The organism is Nevskia sp. (assembly GCF_051860985.1).
Lineage (GTDB): Bacteria > Pseudomonadota > Gammaproteobacteria > Nevskiales > Nevskiaceae > Nevskia.
The window spans coordinates 17,809-34,187 of the sequence record NZ_JBIMKV010000009.1; the positions used below are offsets into that span (position 1 = coordinate 17,809).

The window sequence follows — 16,379 nt, forward strand, 5'->3', positions numbered from 1 at the left end:
TGGTCGCAAATGCCTGCCGAAACCTTCCCGAAACCCTCAGGTCCCGCGCGGCTTGGCACGCGCCGTCGGGGCGGCGACCAGCGGATCGTCCGGCCACGGATGGCGCGGATAACGGCCCTTCAGCTCCTTGCGCACCTCGGCGTAGGTGCGTGCCCAGAAACCGGCCAGATCGCGGGTGACCTGGATCGGCCGCCGCCCCGGCGACAGCAGATGCAGCGCCACCGCCATGCGCCCGTCATCCACGGTTGGCGTGCGCGTGGCCCCGAACAGCTCCTGCAGCTTCACCGCCAGCACTGGCGGTGCGCCGTCGGCCGCGTATTCAAGTGCGATCCGCGAGCCGCTCGGCACGTCGAGGTGGGTCGGCGCCAGCCGAGCCAGCCGCTGCTGCTGGGCGTAATCGAGCTGATTGTTCAGCAGGCCGACCAGATCGAGCCGGGCCAGATGATCGCGCCGGCTGATACCGCCGAGATGCGGCGCCAGCCAGTGGTCGAGCTGCTCGAACAGCGTGTCGTCATCGAGCGCCGGCCAGTCCTCGGTCGGCCGCCAGCGGCGCAGGCTCAGCACCCGCGCCTGGAACTGGCGCGCCGCGTCGGTCCATGGCAGCGCCGACAGCCCGAGGCTGCGCAGGCCGACGATCATCGCCGCGCGCTGCCGCTCGCCTTCCGGCTGCGCCAGCGGCTTGCGTTCGAGCACGATCGCGCCGAGCCGCGTCTGGCGCTCGGCCAGCACCGCCTGCTGCTGCTCGTTCCAGGTCACTTCGATGGTGTTCTCGATCCGTGCCGCATGGTCGCGCAGCACGTCGCTGGCGCTGATTGCGGCGGCCGCCCGGATACGCCGCGGCGCGCCGGGTTCCCAGTGGGCGATCGCCAGCCACTCAGAGGCCGCCAGCGCGTCGCGCTCGGGCACTCTCGCCTCGCCGCCGTCGGCGCACAGATAGCCGACATCGCGGACGCTGCGCGACTCGGCGCGACGCAACGCCAGCCGCTCCGGATAGGCCAGCGCCACGATCCGGCCGATGGCGTCGACCTCCACCGCCCCGCGCTCGTCGGCGTCGATCAGCCCCAGCAGTTGGCGCACGGTGTCGCGCATCCGCCGCAGCGCGCCGGGATCGCCGCGACCGGCGACCGCATTGCGCACCGCCTGCGCGAGGTCCGGCCCGCTGTCGCGCTCGTCGAGCACGGCAGCGGTCCAGGCACCGACGCCGGCCAGCCCGGCGGCCTTGGCGACGACCAGCAGGTGGGCGATGCGCGGGGCCGCCGGCAGCCGCGCCAGCGCCCGGCCGTGGGCGGTGATCCGGCCGTCGACGCCGATCGCCCCGATCGCCATCAGCAGCTCGCGGGCCTGCGTCCAGGCGGCGGCCGGCGGCGCATCCAGCAGCGCCAGGCTTGCCGGATCGGCCACGCCCCAGACCGCCAGTTCCAGCGCCAGCCGTGAAAGATCGACCGCCAGGATGTCCGGCGTGTCGTGGGCCGGCAGCTGGCCGTGCTGGTCGCGGCTCCACAGGCGGATCGCGGTACCCGGCCCGAGGCGGCCGGCGCGGCCGGCGCGCTGATCGGCGCTGGCCCGGGAAATCCGCTGAAGTTCCAGCGCGTTGGCACCGGCACCGAGATCGAAGCGGGCAACCCGCGCATAGCCGGCATCGACCACCGTGGTCACGCCTTCGACGGTCAGGCTCGTCTGGGCGATGTTGGTCGACAGAATCACCTTGCGGCGGCCATCGCGGGTCGGCGTCAGCGCGGCGTCCTGCTCGGCACTCGACAGATCGCCGTACAGCGGATGGACCGCCACCTCGCGCAGCCGCGCTTCGAGCAGGCGCTGCGCGCCGCGGATCTCGCGGGCGCCGGGCAGGAAGGCCAGCACGTCGCCGTCGCGTTCGGCGAGCGCGCTGGCGCAGGCATCGGCCACGGCCTGATCGATCGCCGTGCCCGGACGCGGCGGCGCGAATCGCACGTCGACCGGAAACATCCGGCCGCCGGCCTCGACGACCGGCGCATCGCCGAGCAGCTTGGCCACGCGGACGCTGTCGAGCGTGGCCGACATCACCAGCACCCGCAGGTCCTCGCGCAGGTTGGCGGCGGCATCGAGCGTCAGCGCCAACGCCAGATCGGCGTCGAGGCTGCGCTCGTGGAACTCGTCGAAGATCACCAGGCCGACGCCGGGCAGCTCCGGATCGGCCTGCAGGCGGCGGGTCAGCAGGCCTTCGGTGATCACCTCGATGCGCGTGGCCGGGCCGATCTTCCGCTCGAAGCGCACCTGATAGCCGACCGTCTCGCCCACCTTCTCGCCCAGCAGGCTGGCCATCCGCGCCGCCGAGGCGCGGGCGGCAACCCGGCGCGGCTCCAGCATCACGATCTTCCTGCTGGCGAGCCAGGGCGCATCGAGCAGCGCCAGCGGGATCACCGTGGTCTTGCCGGACCCCGGCGGCGCGGCCAGCACCGCGCGGCCACCCGGCACATCCAGCGCCTGCCGCAGCGCCGGCAACGCGGCCAGCGCCGGATACTCCGGCAGGCGGATCGGTCGACCGGTGGACACGCTCAGTTGGCCCGCAGCCAATTGATGCGCTGATCCAGCTTCTGCTGCCAGTTGACCGCCAGCCCCGGCGTGTCGCGCAGCCGCTGCAGCGCGTCCAGGTCGGGCCGATGCTGGTGCACCAGCACCCAGAACGCGGCGAGCGTCAGCGCAGCGGGCGTGCGTTCGATCAGTTCGATGCTGTCGCCAAGTTCGACCGCGCCGGTCTCGATGACCCGGTAGTACCAGCCGGCGATGCCGTCATCGGCGATCGCCCGGGTCATGCCTTCGACGCCGTGGCGGGCCTCGATCTTCCAGCACGGCTGGCGCGGCTGGCAGAGCTGTACCCGGGCCGTGCCGAGCGCGAACACGTCGCCGATGCAGACCGTGGTCTCGTCGGCGCCGAGCGTCGAGAAATTCTCGCCGAGCGCGCCGGGGCCGAGGGTGCTTGCGGCGCCCGGAAAGCGCGCCGCCAGCCGGGCATGGGTTTCGGCCGGAAAGTGGTGCAGCGCCTTGTCCGGCCCGCCGTGCACGCGGCGGTCGGCCTGGGCGTCGCCGGCCAGACCTTCACGGCCGATGGCCATCCGGCCACTGACCGGGGTCTTGAAGATCGCGGTCGGCCGGCCGTCACCCGGCATCGCCTGCACCTGACCGGCGTAGAGCCCGGTGATGATCAGTTTCATGCGGATATTATGGGCGACGCCGACACGGCTCGGCCTTTCCCGCTCCGAACGACTCATGCAAAGACGTGAACTCCTGAAATCGCTGTCGGCCGGTGCCGGCGCGCTCGCCACCGGTGTCTCCGCCAGTGCCGAAGCTGCTGCCGCGCCGAAGCTCAAGCTGCTCGGCAAGCCGCAGCCCTTCGACTACTCGTGGCTCAAGGGCCAGGCCCGGCAGATGGCCTCGGTGGCCTATCTGGCGGCGCCGCGCGATCTGCCGAAAACCCTGCAGGGGCTGGATTTCGACCGCTACCAGAACATCCGCTTCAAGGCCGACCGCAGCCTGTGGGCGAAGGACGACCTCAGCTTCCAGGTGCGCTTCTTCCACATGGGTCTGTTCTTCAAGGACCCGGTACGGATGTTCGAGATCGTCGGCGGTCAGGCCCAGGAAATCGCCTACGACTCGACACTGTTCGATTTCGGCAAGTCCGGCGTCAAGGCGGCCCAGCTGCCGACCGACCTCGGCTTCGCCGGCTTCCGCGTGCTGTTCCACACCGATCTGGAACGCGATGTCGGCGCCTGGCTCGGCGCTAGCTACTTCCGCGCCGTCGGCGGCGACTGGCAGTACGGCATGTCGGCGCGCGGCCTGGCGATCGACACCGGCGCGCCGACGCCGGAGGAATTCCCGCGCTTCACCGCCTACTGGCTGGAGCGCCCGGCGCCCGGCTCCAACCGCCTGGTGATCTACGCGCTTATGGATTCGCCGAGCGTGGCCGGCGCCTACCGCTTCGAGATCTCGCCGGGCCAGAGCCACGTGATGGAGATCGACGCCGCGCTCTATCCGCGCCGCAAGATCGAGCGCCTCGGCATCGCGCCCGGCACCAGCATGTACCAGACCGGCGAGAACGACCGCCGCCTGGCCTACGACTACCGCCCGGAAATCCATGACTCCGACGGCCTGCAGATGTGGACCGGCGCCGGCGAGTGGATCTGGCGGCCGCTGGTCAACCCGACCGGCCTGCGCTTCAACAGCTTCCTCGACAACAATCCGCGCGGCTTCGGCCTGATGCAGCGCGACCAGAACTTCGACCACTACCAGGACGACGGCGCGTTCTACGACCTGCGGCCGAGCCTGTGGGTCGAGCCGAAGGGTGACTGGGGCAAGGGCTCCGTGCAGCTGGTGGAGATTCCGACCGCCGACGAGACCTTCGACAACATGGTCGCGTTCTGGAACCCGGAAAAGAAGCCGATGCCGGGTGAGGAACTGCTCTACGCCTACCGGCTGCACTGGGGCCGCAAGCCGCCGGTGGCGCCGCGCCTGGCCACCGTGCAGGCCACGCGCACCGGCCTCGGCGGCGTGGTCGGCCAGAAGCGCCAGTATTTCTCGTGGCGCTTCGCGGTCGATTTCGCCGGCGGCGATCTGGCCCTGCTCGGCAGCAACACCAAGGTCGAGGCGATCATCAGCGCCTCGCGCGGCACCATCGAGCTGACCTCGGCGCGGCCGCTGCATGCGATCAAGGGCTACCGCGCGATCTTCGACATCCGCCCGCCGGATGACTCGACCGATCCGATCGATCTGCGGCTGTTCCTGAAGTCGGTCGGCCAGCCGCTCAGCGAAACCTGGGTCTACCAGTACAACCCGCCGGCGCCGGCGGATCGGCACCTCGACCGGCTGTAGAGCCAGGCCTGCACCTGCGCGGCCACACGGCCTGCGGTTCGGCCCCATCATGGCGGCCGGACCGCAGGAGGAATCGTGACGATGTGGCAACTGACCGTGCCGTGGTGGGAGCTGGTGCTGCGCTCGATCGCCGTCTACCTGTTCCTGCTGGCGCTGCTGCGCGCCACCGGCCGGCGGCAGGTTTCACAGCTGTCTCCGTTCGATCTGGTGCTGCTGCTGGTGCTGTCGAACGCCGTGCAGAACTCGATGAATGCCGGCGACAACTCCCTGATCGGCGGCCTGATCTCGGCCACCACGCTGATCGCCATCAACTACCTGTTCGACTACGCGACCACCGCCAGCAAGCGCTGCGAGCATCTGCTGGTCGGCCGGCCGCAGATCCTGATCCGCAATGGCCGGCTGCGCCCGGACACGCTGGCGGCAGCTGATCTGTCGCGCCGTGACCTGAATGCCGCGCTGCGCAAGGCCGGCTGCATCCGCATCGACGAGGTTCGCGTGGCCATGCTGGAAACCAATGGCGCGATCAGCGTCGTGCTGCGCCGGAGCAAGCGATGAGCCGTCCCCATGCGCGCCGGGTTGCCGTCATCGGCGGCGGGCCGGCCGGGCTGATGGCGGCGGAAACGCTGGCGGCGGCCGGCTGCGCCGTCGATGTCTATGACGCCATGCCGAACTGCGGCCGCAAGTTCCTGATTGCCGGCCTCGGCGGCCTGAACCTGACCCATGCCGAAGCGTTCGCGCCGTTCGTCTCCCGCTACGGCAGCCGCGCCGAAACGCTGCGGCCGATGCTCGAAGCCTTTGGCGCCGCGCAGCTGCGCGACTGGGCGAAAGGCCTCGGCATCGACACCTTCGTCGGCACCTCGCAGCGCGTCTTTCCGGCCGACCTGAAGGCCGCGCCGCTGCTGCGCGGCTGGCTGCGCCGGCTGCGTGAGGCCGGCGTGCGCTTTCACCTGCGCCATCGCTGGACCGGCTGGAACGCCGATGGCGCCTTGCAGTTCGATGGCCCGGACGGCGCGCTGGCGGTGACGCCGGACGCCACCGTGCTGGCGCTGGGCGGCGGCAGCTGGCGGCGGCTCGGTTCCGATGGCCGCTGGACCGCACTGCTCGCCGGGCGCGGCATCGACATCGCCCCGCTGCAGCCGTCCAACTGCGGCTTCGAGGCCGGCTGGAGCGCGATCCTGCGCGAACGTGGCGCCGGCCAGCCGGTCAAGCCGGTGGCCGCCCGGCTGGCGCCCGCGCAGGGCGGCGACGGCGCGTTCCAGCAGGGCGAGTTCATCGTCACGGCGGTCGGCGTCGAAGGCAGCCTGATCTATGCCCTGTCCGCCGAACTGCGCAACGCGATCCGTCGCGATGGCCACGCGCAGCTGCAACTGGATCTGCTGCCCGGCACGCCGCTCGACCGGCTGGTCGCCAGGCTGGCGACGCCGCGCGGCAAGCAGTCGATGGCCAAGCACCTGCACCGCTGCGGCATCGACGGCGTCAAGGCCGCGCTGCTGCGGGAATGCGCGACGGCCGACGCGTTCGATGACCCGGCGCGGCTGGCCGGCGCGATCAAGTGCCTCGACGTTCGCCTGCTGGCGCCCCGCCCGATCGACGATGCCATCTCCACCGCCGGCGGCGTGCGCTTCGAAGCGCTCAACCGCCAGCTGATGCTGACCGCGCTGCCCGGCGTGTTCTGCGCCGGCGAGATGCTCGACTGGGAAGCGCCGACCGGCGGCTATCTGCTGACCGCCTGCTTCGCCAGCGGCCGCGTCGCCGGGCTTGGCGCGGCGGCATGGCGGACGGCCTGATGGCGTTTGCTCAGGCCGGCGACCGACGCCCGGGCAGCCACATGGCGTCGCCGTAGCTGAAGAAGCGGTAGCGATGCGCCACCGCGTGGCGATACGCAGCGATCACCCGCTCGAAACCGCCGAACGCGCAGACCAGCATCAGTAGGGTCGATTCCGGCAGATGGAAATTGGTCAGCAGCGCATCGACACAGCGCCATTCGTAGCCCGGCGTGATGAATAGCCGCGTTTCGCCCTGGTACGGCTGCACGCGGCCGCTCGCCGCTGCGGCTGTTTCCAGCGCCCGCACGACCGTGGTACCGGCTGCCACCACGCGCCCGCCGCGCGCCTGGGCTGCAGCAACTGCGTCAGCCAGCGCCGCCGTCACCGTCACCCGTTCGGCGTGCATGCGGTGCTGGCTCAGGTCATCGACCCGCACCGGCTGGAAGGTGCCGGCGCCGACGTGCAAGGTCGCGAACGCGATGTCGACGCCGCGCGCGCGGATCGCCGCCAGCATCGCGTCGTCGAAATGCAGGCTGGCCGTGGGCGCGGCAACCGCACCGGGCTCGCGCGCCCAGACCGTCTGGTAGCGGGCGTCATCGTCGTCGCCCGGCTTGCGCTCGATGTACGGCGGCAGCGGCAGCTCGCCGTGGGCATCGAGTGCCGCCAGCAGATCGTCGGTATCGAACTGCAGTTCGTAGAGATCGTCGTGCTTGGCGATCACCGTGGCGCCCAGCGCACCATCGGCGCCGAAGGCCAGGCGACCGCCAGGTTTCGGCGTCTTGCTGGCGCGGATCTGGGCCAGCGCCTGCCGGCTATCGAGCACGCGCTCGATCATCGCTTCGATCTTGCCGCCGGAGTCCTTCGTCCCATGCAGCCGCGCCCGGATCACCCGGGTGTCGTTCAGCACCAGCAGATCGCCAGCCCGCAGCTCGCCCGGAAGATCGACCACCCGGGCATCGCGAAAGCCGGCAGCATCCGGGGCCACTACCAGCATCCGCCCGCCGCTGCGCGTGGCGGGCGGCGTCTGGGCAATCAGGTCCGGCGGAAGGTCGTACGAAAAATCACGGAGCTGCATGGGCAACGGGTCGGATGGCGGCAGGACGGCTGCTATGATGCGCGCCGCGCAAGTCGCATCGCGTGCCTGAGTGGCGGAATCGGTAGACGCAGCGGACTCAAAATCCGCCGAGGCAACCCCTCGTGAGAGTTCGAGTCTCTCCTCAGGCACCAGTTATACGTCCGGCAAGGTCCGGCGAAGTCCAAAAACTCCAATAAAATCAACAATCTCACCGGAATCTGAGTCCGGGGCGACTGCGCTGGGCGCGTGGGTCGCAAGATTTTTTGGGGGTACTTTTGGGGGTACTTCTCGACTTGCGCGTGGCGGCGCTGCTGTTCCGCCGCTCACCTCCGTGCCCCCACACCCGCGGAATGCGCTTTCCCGCCTGCCGTTGCCCTGCCTTGCCGGCCAGCGGTTTGCGGCGGGGGTGGTCGTGGCGATGCCGGCGCGGCAGCGGTGGAGCGTCTGGGCGCAGGCGGGTCGTGCCGTGATGTCGAAAGCGGCTGTCGTGGGGTACCGTCTTCGCTGCTGTCTGCCGCATCCCTGACGACAAGAACGATCACTGACCGAGGAGACGCCCGATGACCGTCGTGGAACCCCGTCCGCCGTTGCCGCCGTTCACATTGGAAACCGCCACGCAGAAGGTTCGCCTGGCCGAAGACGCCTGGAATTCGAAGGACCCGCAGCGGGTGTCGCTGGCCTACACGCCGGATACTCGCTGGCGCAATCGCAACGAGTTCTTCGTCGGCCGCAACCAGGTCGTCGAGTTCCTGACCGCGAAGTGGGCGAAGGAGCGGGACTACCGACTGATCAAGGAGTTGTGGGCGTTCGGTGGGGACCGCATCGCGGTGCGCTTCGCCTACGAGTGGCACGACCACGCCGGGCACTGGTTCCGCAGCTACGGCAACGAGAACTGGCAGTTCGACGGCCACGGTCTGATGGCGATGCGCCACGCCAGCATCAATGACCTGGCGATCGGCGAAGGCGATCGCAAGTTCCACTGGCCGTCCGGCCGGCGTCCGGACGATCACCCGGGCTTGAGCGCGCTGGGGCTCTAGCCGGCGGCGGTCGACGCCGGGTCGCCAGCGAGGGCGCGCAGCAGCGCTTCGCTGGCGGCATCGGCGGGGTACAGGGTTTCGACGCGCAGATCCTCGGCCGTCAGGTCGCGCGGCGTGTCGAAGCGCGACAGCATGGCGAACAGCTTCAGGTCCTGGCCGGCGATCCGGAAATGGGTGGCCAGCACCGGCGACAGCCTGGCGGTGACATCGACATTGCGGGCGGCGGCGGCGATACCCGGGAGACGCAGCACGCGTTCGCGCAGCCGGGCCGAAGGCGGATGGTCCAGCGCTTCCAGCGACAGCCGCGACAGGATGGCGACGATCGCCTCGTCGGCATTGACCACGAAGGCGCGCAGGCCGTCCGGGTGCAGGCTCATCTCGATCATGTTGCGCGGGCCGTCACCGCAGACCCGCGTCCACAGCCCGTCTTCGGTGGTGCCGGCCACCTGCGCTGCGGTGGCGATCATCCGGCGCGTCGCCTCGTTGGCCATCACCAGGTTCCAGGCGCGGTCGATGACCATCGCTGGGAACGGCTCGTGGTGGCGCAGCATCCGCGCCAGCGCTTCGCGCAGCGGCGTCATGTCCGGCGCCTCGATGGCCCGCTGGGCGTAGATCGGCGCGAAGCCGGCGGCGATCAGCCAGTCGTTGCGGTCGGCCAGGCCCAGATCCAGCGCCTCGGCCAGGCGCAGCAGCATCGCCCGGCTCGGCTGCGAGCGGCCGGATTCGAGAAAGCTCAGATGGCGCTGCGACAGTCCGGCCGACAGCGCCAGGTCCAGCTGGCTGCGGCGGCGCTGGCTGCGCGCGCGGCGCAGCGTATCGCCGAAGCGGCTGCCGGCGGCAGCGGCTTCGGCGGGCATCGGGTGGATGGCGTTCATGAGCAGGATTGTGGCGAGCGCGCGACCGGCGCGCGATGACCTGCGAGGTAATTGCAGCGCCGTCTGCCGAAGCCGAGTCTGCAGCCGCCGCCCAACCTGCGGCTTACTTCCCGGAGATGCGCCATGACCCTGCCCCGCCCCGTGCTGCTTGCCATCCTGCTGCCGTTCGCCGTGCTGACCGCCTACGCGCTGAAGGAGGTTGGCTACATCGGCATCTTCGCCAGCCACCTGCACCCGGCCGGCCTGCAGGTGCTCAGCGATCTGGTGATCGCACTGAGCCTAGTGATGGTCTGGATGGTCGGCGATGCCCGCAGCCGCGGCATCACCGTCTGGCCCTACATCATCGCCACGCTGGCACTCGGCTCGTTCGGGCCGCTGGCCTACCTGCTGATGCGCGGCAGCCGCGCTGCCACCGGCTCGGCACCGGCCCGCAACTGGGCCTGATCGCGATGGCCGGCCGCCTGCGCGAATGGCTGTTCCTGATCGGCTACGGACTGCTGGCGACCCATGAGCTGGATGCCGTGCTGCGCGCGGAATGGCGGGTGCTGCCGGGCCTGTCGATGCTCGACGAAGCGCTCGCCCGCCCGCTGTTCATCGGGCTGCACGTGCCGCTGTTCGCGCTGCTGACCGGCTGGATCGGCAGCGCCGACCCGGCGACCCGGCAGCGGGCGCGCCTCGCGATCAGCGGGTTCCTGGTCGTCCACTCCGGCTTGCACCTGCTGTTCAGCGGCCATCGCCACTACGACTTCGTCCATGCCGACAGCGCGGGCTACATCTTCGGAGGCGCGCTGTGCGGGCTGCTGTGGCTGGTCACGCGGCCGGCTCAGAAGTTGTAGCGCGCCGAGAACTGCAGGCGGCTCATGTCGCCGGACAGGTTGCCGACGGTGTCGCGGCGGGCGTAGCGGTATTCGGCGCCGAAGGTGATCTTCGGGATCGGCGAATACAGCAGGTTGGCGGTGACGCTGCGGACGATGCGGGTCACGCCGCTGCCGAGCAGGGTGCCTTCGCCGGTTTCGCCGACATTCGCGCGGTAGGCCGACAGGGCCAGGTTCGAACGCCACTGGTCGTTCCACGGATGTCGCCAGGCAAGGAAGCCGTTGATGATCTCGATCGCGTGCAGCTTGCCGGCCGGATCGATCACCGCATCGCCCACCGAGTTCAGCGCGAGGTAGCGGCCGATGCCGTCGCCACCGCTGACGGTGAAGCGGAGATCGTCCTGGCCCCAGAGCGGAATCTTGCCGGCCAGGCTCAGGCCCCAGCCGAGCGAGGAATCATTGCTGCCCGGCACGAAGCCGCGATCGGTCAGCTGGCGGGCGACGCCGGCCAGCGAATAGTCACCCCAGTGCGCGGTCTTGTAGTTGTAGCGCCAGACGAAGTCCGGCAGCGCGTTGTCGTTGGTCACGCCGAAGGTGTTGCCGCCGCTCTGCGCCACTGTGGTCTCGCCGTTTTCCAGCGCCAGCTGCAGGCCGCCCCAGGTGTAGCGGATCATGGTCTGGCGGCCGAACACGGTGCCTTCGCTCGGCCAGTTGATCAGGTCGATGATGTCCGGCAGCGCGACCATGTTCTGCATCGTGGTCCAGTCCTGACCGATGCGGAAATTGTCGAAGTCGATGTAGCCAAGCCGGAACGCCGGGTTATAGGCGTTGGTCACCGCTTCGTTCGGAGCACCGGCAAGGGTCTGGGTCAGCTGGCCGGCGATGAAGTCGATCTCGGTGTTCACGCCGACCTTGTGGCCCAGCACCGTGCCGGAGCCCTTCAGGTAGAGCCGCGTTTCCTTGGCGTGCAGGTCGTTGTAGGTGCGCGCATTGCCGGCGCCCGGCGCGGCAACGGCGATCGAGTTCGGGACGAAGGCATCGCGGCCCAGCCCCTGGGCAACCGGGCCATCGCTGTAGCGGCTGATGATCGCATCGGCCTTCACATAACCGCCCCAGGCCAGCTTGAAGTCGCCGCCGTTGCCGTTGCTGGCCGTTACTGCCGGTGCGGCGGCGGCAGCCGGCGCGGCAGACGCGCTGGCCTCGGCCGGCGGCCGGGCAGCCAGCTGCTGCTCCAGCGCCTCGATGCGCCGCTTCAGGTCGGCGATCACGGCGGCGGTATCGTCATCGGCGGCAGCCGGGCCGGCCATCGCACACCCGGCGGCGATCAAGGCCACGACAAACCGGCTGCGTGCTGGGCTCATATCCTCACTCCTCGTTGCCTTGTTCGGTATGCCGACAGGGATGCCGGTTGCGGCATCAAGGGCCGCAGCGAAAGGGTGACGACGAGGGCTGACCCGTAACATTCACCTTAGGTCGAATCGCGACCAAGGTCGTACGGTGGTGCAATCATGGCCGTCCCGTGCCGGACGAGGCTGCCGACCATGCTGCGACTGCTGATTGCCGATGACCATCCGCTGTTCCGCGCCGCGCTGACGGCAGCGGTGGCCGATGCCGTGCCGGGCGCCACCGTCGAGGCCACGGCATCGATGGCCGACCTGCTGGCGGCGCTGGAACGGCAGCCGGACTGCGACCTGGTGCTGCTCGACCTGCGGATGCCCGGCAGCAGCGGCTTTTCCTCGCTGATCCAGCTCCGGGGTCTGCGTCCGGACGTGCCGGTGGCGATCGTCTCCGGCGAGGAAAATCCGCTGGTGGTGCGCCGGGCGATCGATTTCGGCGCCTGTGGCTACATCCCGAAATCTGCTTCGCTGGCGGTCATCGGCGATGCCATCCGGGCGCTGCTCGACGGCAACGAATGGCTGCCCGAGGGGCTGGCCGAGGCGGTCGATCAGGGCGCGGCCGAACAGGCGCTGACCCGCCAGATCGCGACCCTGACGCCGCAGCAGTTCAAGGTGCTGATGGCGCTGGCCGATGGCCGGCTGAACAAGCAGATCGGCTACGAGCTGAACGTCACCGAAGCCACCGTCAAGGCCCATGTCACGGCGATCCTGCGCAAGCTCGGGCTGTACCGCCGCACCCAGGCGGCCCTGCTGGCACGGCGGCTGCTCGACGCCAGTGCCGACACCCTGACGCCGCCGCTGGACAGCACTCAGTCGGACATCGGCGACGACGACTGAACGTCGCCATCGGCGGCGTCGGCATCGACGCTGTCAGCGTCGCGGATACGGATCGTGCGGCTCATCAGCGCCCGCAGCGCCGCCGGCTTCACCGGCTTCGGCAGCCGCGCATAACCGGCTGCGGCGGCCGCAGTGCGGGCCGCCTCGGTCGGATCGGCCGTCAGCACGATGGCCGGCACCGCCACACCCCAGCGCTGGCGCAGTGCGGCCATCAGCGTGATGCCGTCCGGCCCTTCACCGAGGTGGAAATCGATCAGCGCCAGGTCCGGCACTTCCTCGCCGGCGGCAGCGCGGGCCTGCGCTTCCTCGGCGTTGCGGGCGGTCACCACCCGGCAGCCCCAGCGGCCGAGCAGCGCGCGCAGCGCATCCAGCGTGGCTTCCTCGTTGTCGAGACAGAACACCAGCCGGCCGTGCAGGCGATCAGTGGAACGCGCCACCGGCGCCGGCCGCAGCGGCGCCACCAAGGCACGGTCGCCGACCGGCACGCGGATCGAGAAGCTGCTGCCGCGCCCGGGCACCGAGCGCAGCTGCAGCCGGTGCTGCAGCAGCCGCGACAGGCGGTCGGCGATCGACAGCCCGAGCCCGAGGCCGTGATCGAAGTCCCGGCCCACTTCCAGCCGCCGGAACTCCTCGAAGATCTCCGGCTGGCGTTCCGCCGGAATGCCTGGCCCGGTGTCGATGACGGCGATCTCCAGCGTGTCGCCGCGCCGCCGGCAGCCCAGCAGCACATGGCCGCTGCGGGTGTAGCGCACGGCGTTGGACAGGAAGTTCTGCAGGATTCGGCGCAGCAGCGCGGGATCGGTCTCGACGATCGCCGACGACGGCACGAAGCGGAATTCCAGGCCGCGCGCCCGGGCCAGCGCCGAGCACTCGTTGGCCAGCGGCGCCAGCACCCGGTCGACCGGGAAATGCTCGCGGCGCACCGGCTGGGCGTCGGCATCGAGACGGGAGATGTCGAGCAGCGCGCTGATCAGGTTTTCCGCAGCGTGCAGCGCGCTTTCCACCTGGCCGACCACCCGCGCGGTGTCGGCCGGCACCGCATCGCGGTCGATCGAGGTCACGAACAGCCGCGCGGCGTTCAGCGGCTGCACCAGATCGTGGGTGACGGTGGCCAGGAAGCGGGACTTCGCCCGGTTGGCGCGCTCCGCTGCGCCGCGCGCTTCCTCCAGCGCCGCCGTGCGCTCGCCGACCCGTTCCTCGAGCTGTTCGTTGACCACTTCCAGCGCCTGCTGGGCCTGCTTGTAGGCGGTGACGTCGGAATAGCTGGTGACGTAGCCGCCGCCGCTCATCGGGCTGCCGCGCACCTCGATGACCCGGCCGTCCGGCATCAGGCGTTCGTGGCTGTTCGGCGTGCCGGCACGCAGATGGGCGATGCGCCGCTCGACCTGGGTGTCGATGTCGCCGGGGCCCAGCAGGCCGCGCTCGGCGTTGTAGCGGAACACCTCGGCGATCGGCCGACCGACCTTGATCAGGCCATCCGGGTAATCGAGCATTTCCAGATAGCGCCGGTTCCAGCCGACCAGGCACAGGTCCTTGTCGACCACCGACACACCCTGCGACAGATGCTCCAGCGAGGCCCGCAGCAGTTCGCGGTTGAACTGGATCTCGTGCGCGGTCTCGTCGAGCAGGCGAATCACGTCCTCCAGCTGCATGTCGCGGCCGCCGAGCGCGGAACCGAGCACCAGGCGGGCGCTGGAGGCGCCGAGCGCGCCGGACAGCAGCAGCTCCACGTGGCGCGCCTGCTCGGACGACGCCCGGTCGTCCGGCTTCGGCGCCGGCCGGCCGAGCCGGCGGGCATGCAGTTCCAGTTCGCTGCGCGCGCGGTCGGCGCCGAAGAAGCGCTCCAGCAGCACCACCAGATCGCCGACCGTGGCGGCGATGCGGGTCGGTGATTCGCGCACCGGGCGCACTGCCGACGGCACGTCGAGGAAGCGGCCGGCCTGCAGGCGCTCGCGCAGCCCAGCCTTGAAGGCCAGCGGCACCAGCAGGTAGGCCAGCGTGTTGACGCCGAGGCTCCACAGCGTGCCGTGGGTGATGTCGTCGACGCCGCTCAGGCCGAACAGCGCCTGCGGCCGCAGCCAGGCCAGGCCGAACGGCCCTTCGGCCAGCAGCGCGCTGTTGCCAGTGGCCAGCAGCGCCGGCAGCAGCAAGGTGTAGGCCCACAGGCCGAAGCCGAGCAGCAGGCCGGCCTGGGCGCCAGCGCGGGTGCCGCCGCGCCAGACCACGCCGCCGACGATCGCCGGGGCGAACTGCGCCACCGCCGCGAACGACAGCAGGCCGATCGCGGTCAGCGAGCCGATGCCGGTGTAGATCCGGTAGTACAGGTAGGCGGCGGCGATGATGGCGACGATCGCGGTGCGACGGATGTTCTTGATCAGCGGCGACAGGTCGCCGCCGGCATCGATCCGGAAGCGCCTGGAACGCAGCACGGCCGGCAGCACCAGTTCGTTGGAGATCATCGTCGACAGCGCGATGGTTTCGACGATCACCATGCTGGTGGCCGCCGAGAAGCCGCCGAGATAGGCGATCAGCGCCAGCCCGCCGTGGGCCTGCGACAGCGGCAGCGCCAGCACGAAGGTGTCGCCGGCGGCGCCGGGCGGCAGGCGGTCGAGCCCGGCGGCGGCGATCGGCAGCACGAAGACGCTGATCGCCAGCAGGAACAGCGGGAACACCCAGCGGGCGCGCCGGAGATCGCCGGGCGTGGCGTTCTCGACGACCGCGACGTGGAACTGCCGGGGCAGGCACAGCACGGCGGCGGCGGCCAGCAGCGTCTGCGCGCCAAAGCCGGCCTGCCAGCGGCCGTCGCGCTGGTCGGCCTGGGCATCGAGCCGCGCCAGCGCGTGGGCCCAGGCGTCGCCGAGACCGTCGTAGAGCTGGTAGCAGACGAACAGGCCGACGGCCAGAAAGGCCAGCAGCTTGATCATCGACTCGAAGGCGATCGCCAGCACCATGCCGTGGTGGTTCTCGCTGGCCACCACCTGGCGGGTGCCGAACAGGATCGCGAAGCCGGCCAGCAGCGCGGCAACGAACAGCGCGCCGTTGTCGTACACCCGGTCATCGACCGGCGCCGTACCGCTGCCGTGCGCCAGCAGTTCGAAGCCGAAAGCCACCGCCTTCAGCTGCAGCGCGATATAGGGCACCACACCGAGCACCGCCACCACCGTGACGAACATCGCCAGCCGCTGGTTGCGGCCGTAGCGGGCGCCGATGAAGTCGGCGATCGAGGTGATGTTGTGGCGCTTGCTGATCTCGATCAGGCGGGCGACGAAGCCGCCGGCCAGCAGGAAGACCAGCATCGGGCCGAGGTAGATCGGCAGGAAATCCCAGCCGCCGGACGCCGCCCGGCCGACCGCGCCGTAGAACGTCCACGAGGTGGCGTAGACGCCGAGCGCGAGGCTGTAGGTCCACGGCTTGGCGCGCGGGGTGACCCGCAGCGGCGGCCGGACCCGGGCCTGGCGATCACCGACGGCGGCGACCGCGAACAGCACGGCGACATAGATCGCCGAGATCAGGAACAGCGACCAGACCTCGAGCATCCCGGTGTCTCCCACGCCGGACCCGCTGCCGGCCGCTGCCGGCCAGCATAAGCCAGCGACCACACCGGTTCAGGCGCCGTTGCCGGGCCTGCGACCAAAGTCCGGGGGCGGGATCGCCCCCGCTTAGACCAACGTCGCATGGAGGCCGCCCGGCATCGCCGATAGGCTCGCTTCACAGCATCGCAGCACCCACGAT

Annotated in this window: 13 protein-coding genes and 1 tRNA gene; 8 read left to right on the forward strand and 6 right to left on the reverse strand. The window is 70.4% G+C overall.

Annotation, left to right across the window (positions count from 1 at the left end):
• Positions 1–36: 36 nt before the first annotated feature.
• Entirely contained in the window at positions 37–2,508 is a 2,472-nt protein-coding gene (gene hrpB / locus ACTIGJ_RS10470; protein ID WP_439640390.1) for an ATP-dependent helicase HrpB, read from the reverse strand.
• 26 nt (positions 2,509–2,534) lie between these two features.
• A complete protein-coding gene (locus ACTIGJ_RS10475; protein ID WP_439640255.1) occupies positions 2,535–3,191 on the reverse strand; it encodes an MOSC domain-containing protein in 657 nt (218 codons plus the stop codon).
• A 55-nt stretch (positions 3,192–3,246) separates the two neighbouring features.
• On the opposite strand from ACTIGJ_RS10475, the gene ACTIGJ_RS10480 reads away from it, so the two are divergent.
• The 3 genes from ACTIGJ_RS10480 to ACTIGJ_RS10490 all read left to right on the forward strand — a co-directional run bounded on the left by ACTIGJ_RS10480 (position 3,247) and on the right by ACTIGJ_RS10490 (position 6,632).
• Positions 3,247–4,845 (forward strand): glucan biosynthesis protein, encoded by a 1,599-nt coding sequence (locus ACTIGJ_RS10480; RefSeq protein ID WP_439640256.1) that lies wholly within the window; start codon positions 3,247–3,249, stop codon positions 4,843–4,845.
• Between the two features lie 81 nt (positions 4,846–4,926).
• Complete coding sequence (locus tag ACTIGJ_RS10485) at positions 4,927–5,400, forward strand: DUF421 domain-containing protein (RefSeq protein WP_439640257.1); 474 nt, start codon at positions 4,927–4,929, stop codon at positions 5,398–5,400.
• A complete protein-coding gene (locus tag ACTIGJ_RS10490; protein ID WP_439640258.1) occupies positions 5,397–6,632 on the forward strand; it encodes a TIGR03862 family flavoprotein in 1,236 nt (411 codons plus the stop codon). The genes ACTIGJ_RS10485 and ACTIGJ_RS10490 overlap by 4 nt, the downstream gene beginning before the upstream one ends.
• A gap of 10 nt (positions 6,633–6,642) precedes the next feature.
• On the opposite strand, the gene queA is transcribed toward ACTIGJ_RS10490, so the two are convergent.
• The gene (queA, locus tag ACTIGJ_RS10495) at positions 6,643–7,686 is read right to left on the reverse strand and encodes a tRNA preQ1(34) S-adenosylmethionine ribosyltransferase-isomerase QueA (protein WP_439640259.1); all 1,044 of its coding nucleotides are present in this window, start codon (positions 7,684–7,686) and stop codon (positions 6,643–6,645) included.
• Positions 7,687–7,750: 64 nt separating this feature from the next.
• Here queA and ACTIGJ_RS10500 point away from each other — a divergent pair.
• Positions 7,751–7,838: transfer RNA gene (locus ACTIGJ_RS10500), tRNA-Leu, on the forward strand.
• 408 nt (positions 7,839–8,246) lie between these two features.
• Positions 8,247–8,723, forward strand: coding sequence for a DUF1348 family protein (locus tag ACTIGJ_RS10505; protein ID WP_439640260.1), 477 nt, complete (start codon positions 8,247–8,249; stop codon positions 8,721–8,723).
• On the opposite strand, the gene ACTIGJ_RS10510 is transcribed toward ACTIGJ_RS10505, so the two are convergent.
• On the reverse strand, positions 8,720–9,598 hold the full coding sequence (locus ACTIGJ_RS10510) for a helix-turn-helix domain-containing protein (RefSeq protein WP_439640261.1): 879 nt from the start codon (positions 9,596–9,598) through the stop codon (positions 8,720–8,722). The two genes, ACTIGJ_RS10505 and ACTIGJ_RS10510, sit on opposite strands and share 4 nt — an antisense overlap.
• Positions 9,599–9,721: 123 nt before the next feature.
• Between ACTIGJ_RS10510 and ACTIGJ_RS10515 the strand changes: the two genes are divergently transcribed.
• A complete protein-coding gene (locus ACTIGJ_RS10515; protein ID WP_439640262.1) occupies positions 9,722–10,042 on the forward strand; it encodes a DUF2834 domain-containing protein in 321 nt (106 codons plus the stop codon).
• 5 nt (positions 10,043–10,047) lie between these two features.
• Positions 10,048–10,434: a DUF6713 family protein gene (locus ACTIGJ_RS10520; protein ID WP_439640263.1), complete on the forward strand. Its 387-nt coding sequence runs from the start codon at positions 10,048–10,050 to the stop codon at positions 10,432–10,434.
• On the opposite strand, the gene ACTIGJ_RS10525 is transcribed toward ACTIGJ_RS10520, so the two are convergent.
• The gene (locus ACTIGJ_RS10525; protein ID WP_439640264.1) at positions 10,422–11,774 is read right to left on the reverse strand and encodes a DcaP family trimeric outer membrane transporter; all 1,353 of its coding nucleotides are present in this window, start codon (positions 11,772–11,774) and stop codon (positions 10,422–10,424) included. The genes ACTIGJ_RS10520 and ACTIGJ_RS10525 overlap by 13 nt on opposite strands.
• A 180-nt stretch (positions 11,775–11,954) precedes the next feature.
• On the opposite strand from ACTIGJ_RS10525, the gene ACTIGJ_RS10530 reads away from it, so the two are divergent.
• On the forward strand, positions 11,955–12,647 hold the full coding sequence (locus ACTIGJ_RS10530) for a response regulator (RefSeq protein WP_439640265.1): 693 nt from the start codon (positions 11,955–11,957) through the stop codon (positions 12,645–12,647).
• Here ACTIGJ_RS10530 and ACTIGJ_RS10535 read toward each other — a convergent pair.
• Positions 12,620–16,183: a PAS domain-containing hybrid sensor histidine kinase/response regulator gene (locus ACTIGJ_RS10535; protein ID WP_439640266.1), complete on the reverse strand. Its 3,564-nt coding sequence runs from the start codon at positions 16,181–16,183 to the stop codon at positions 12,620–12,622. The genes ACTIGJ_RS10530 and ACTIGJ_RS10535 overlap by 28 nt on opposite strands.
• Between the last annotated feature and the right edge of the window lie 196 nt (positions 16,184–16,379).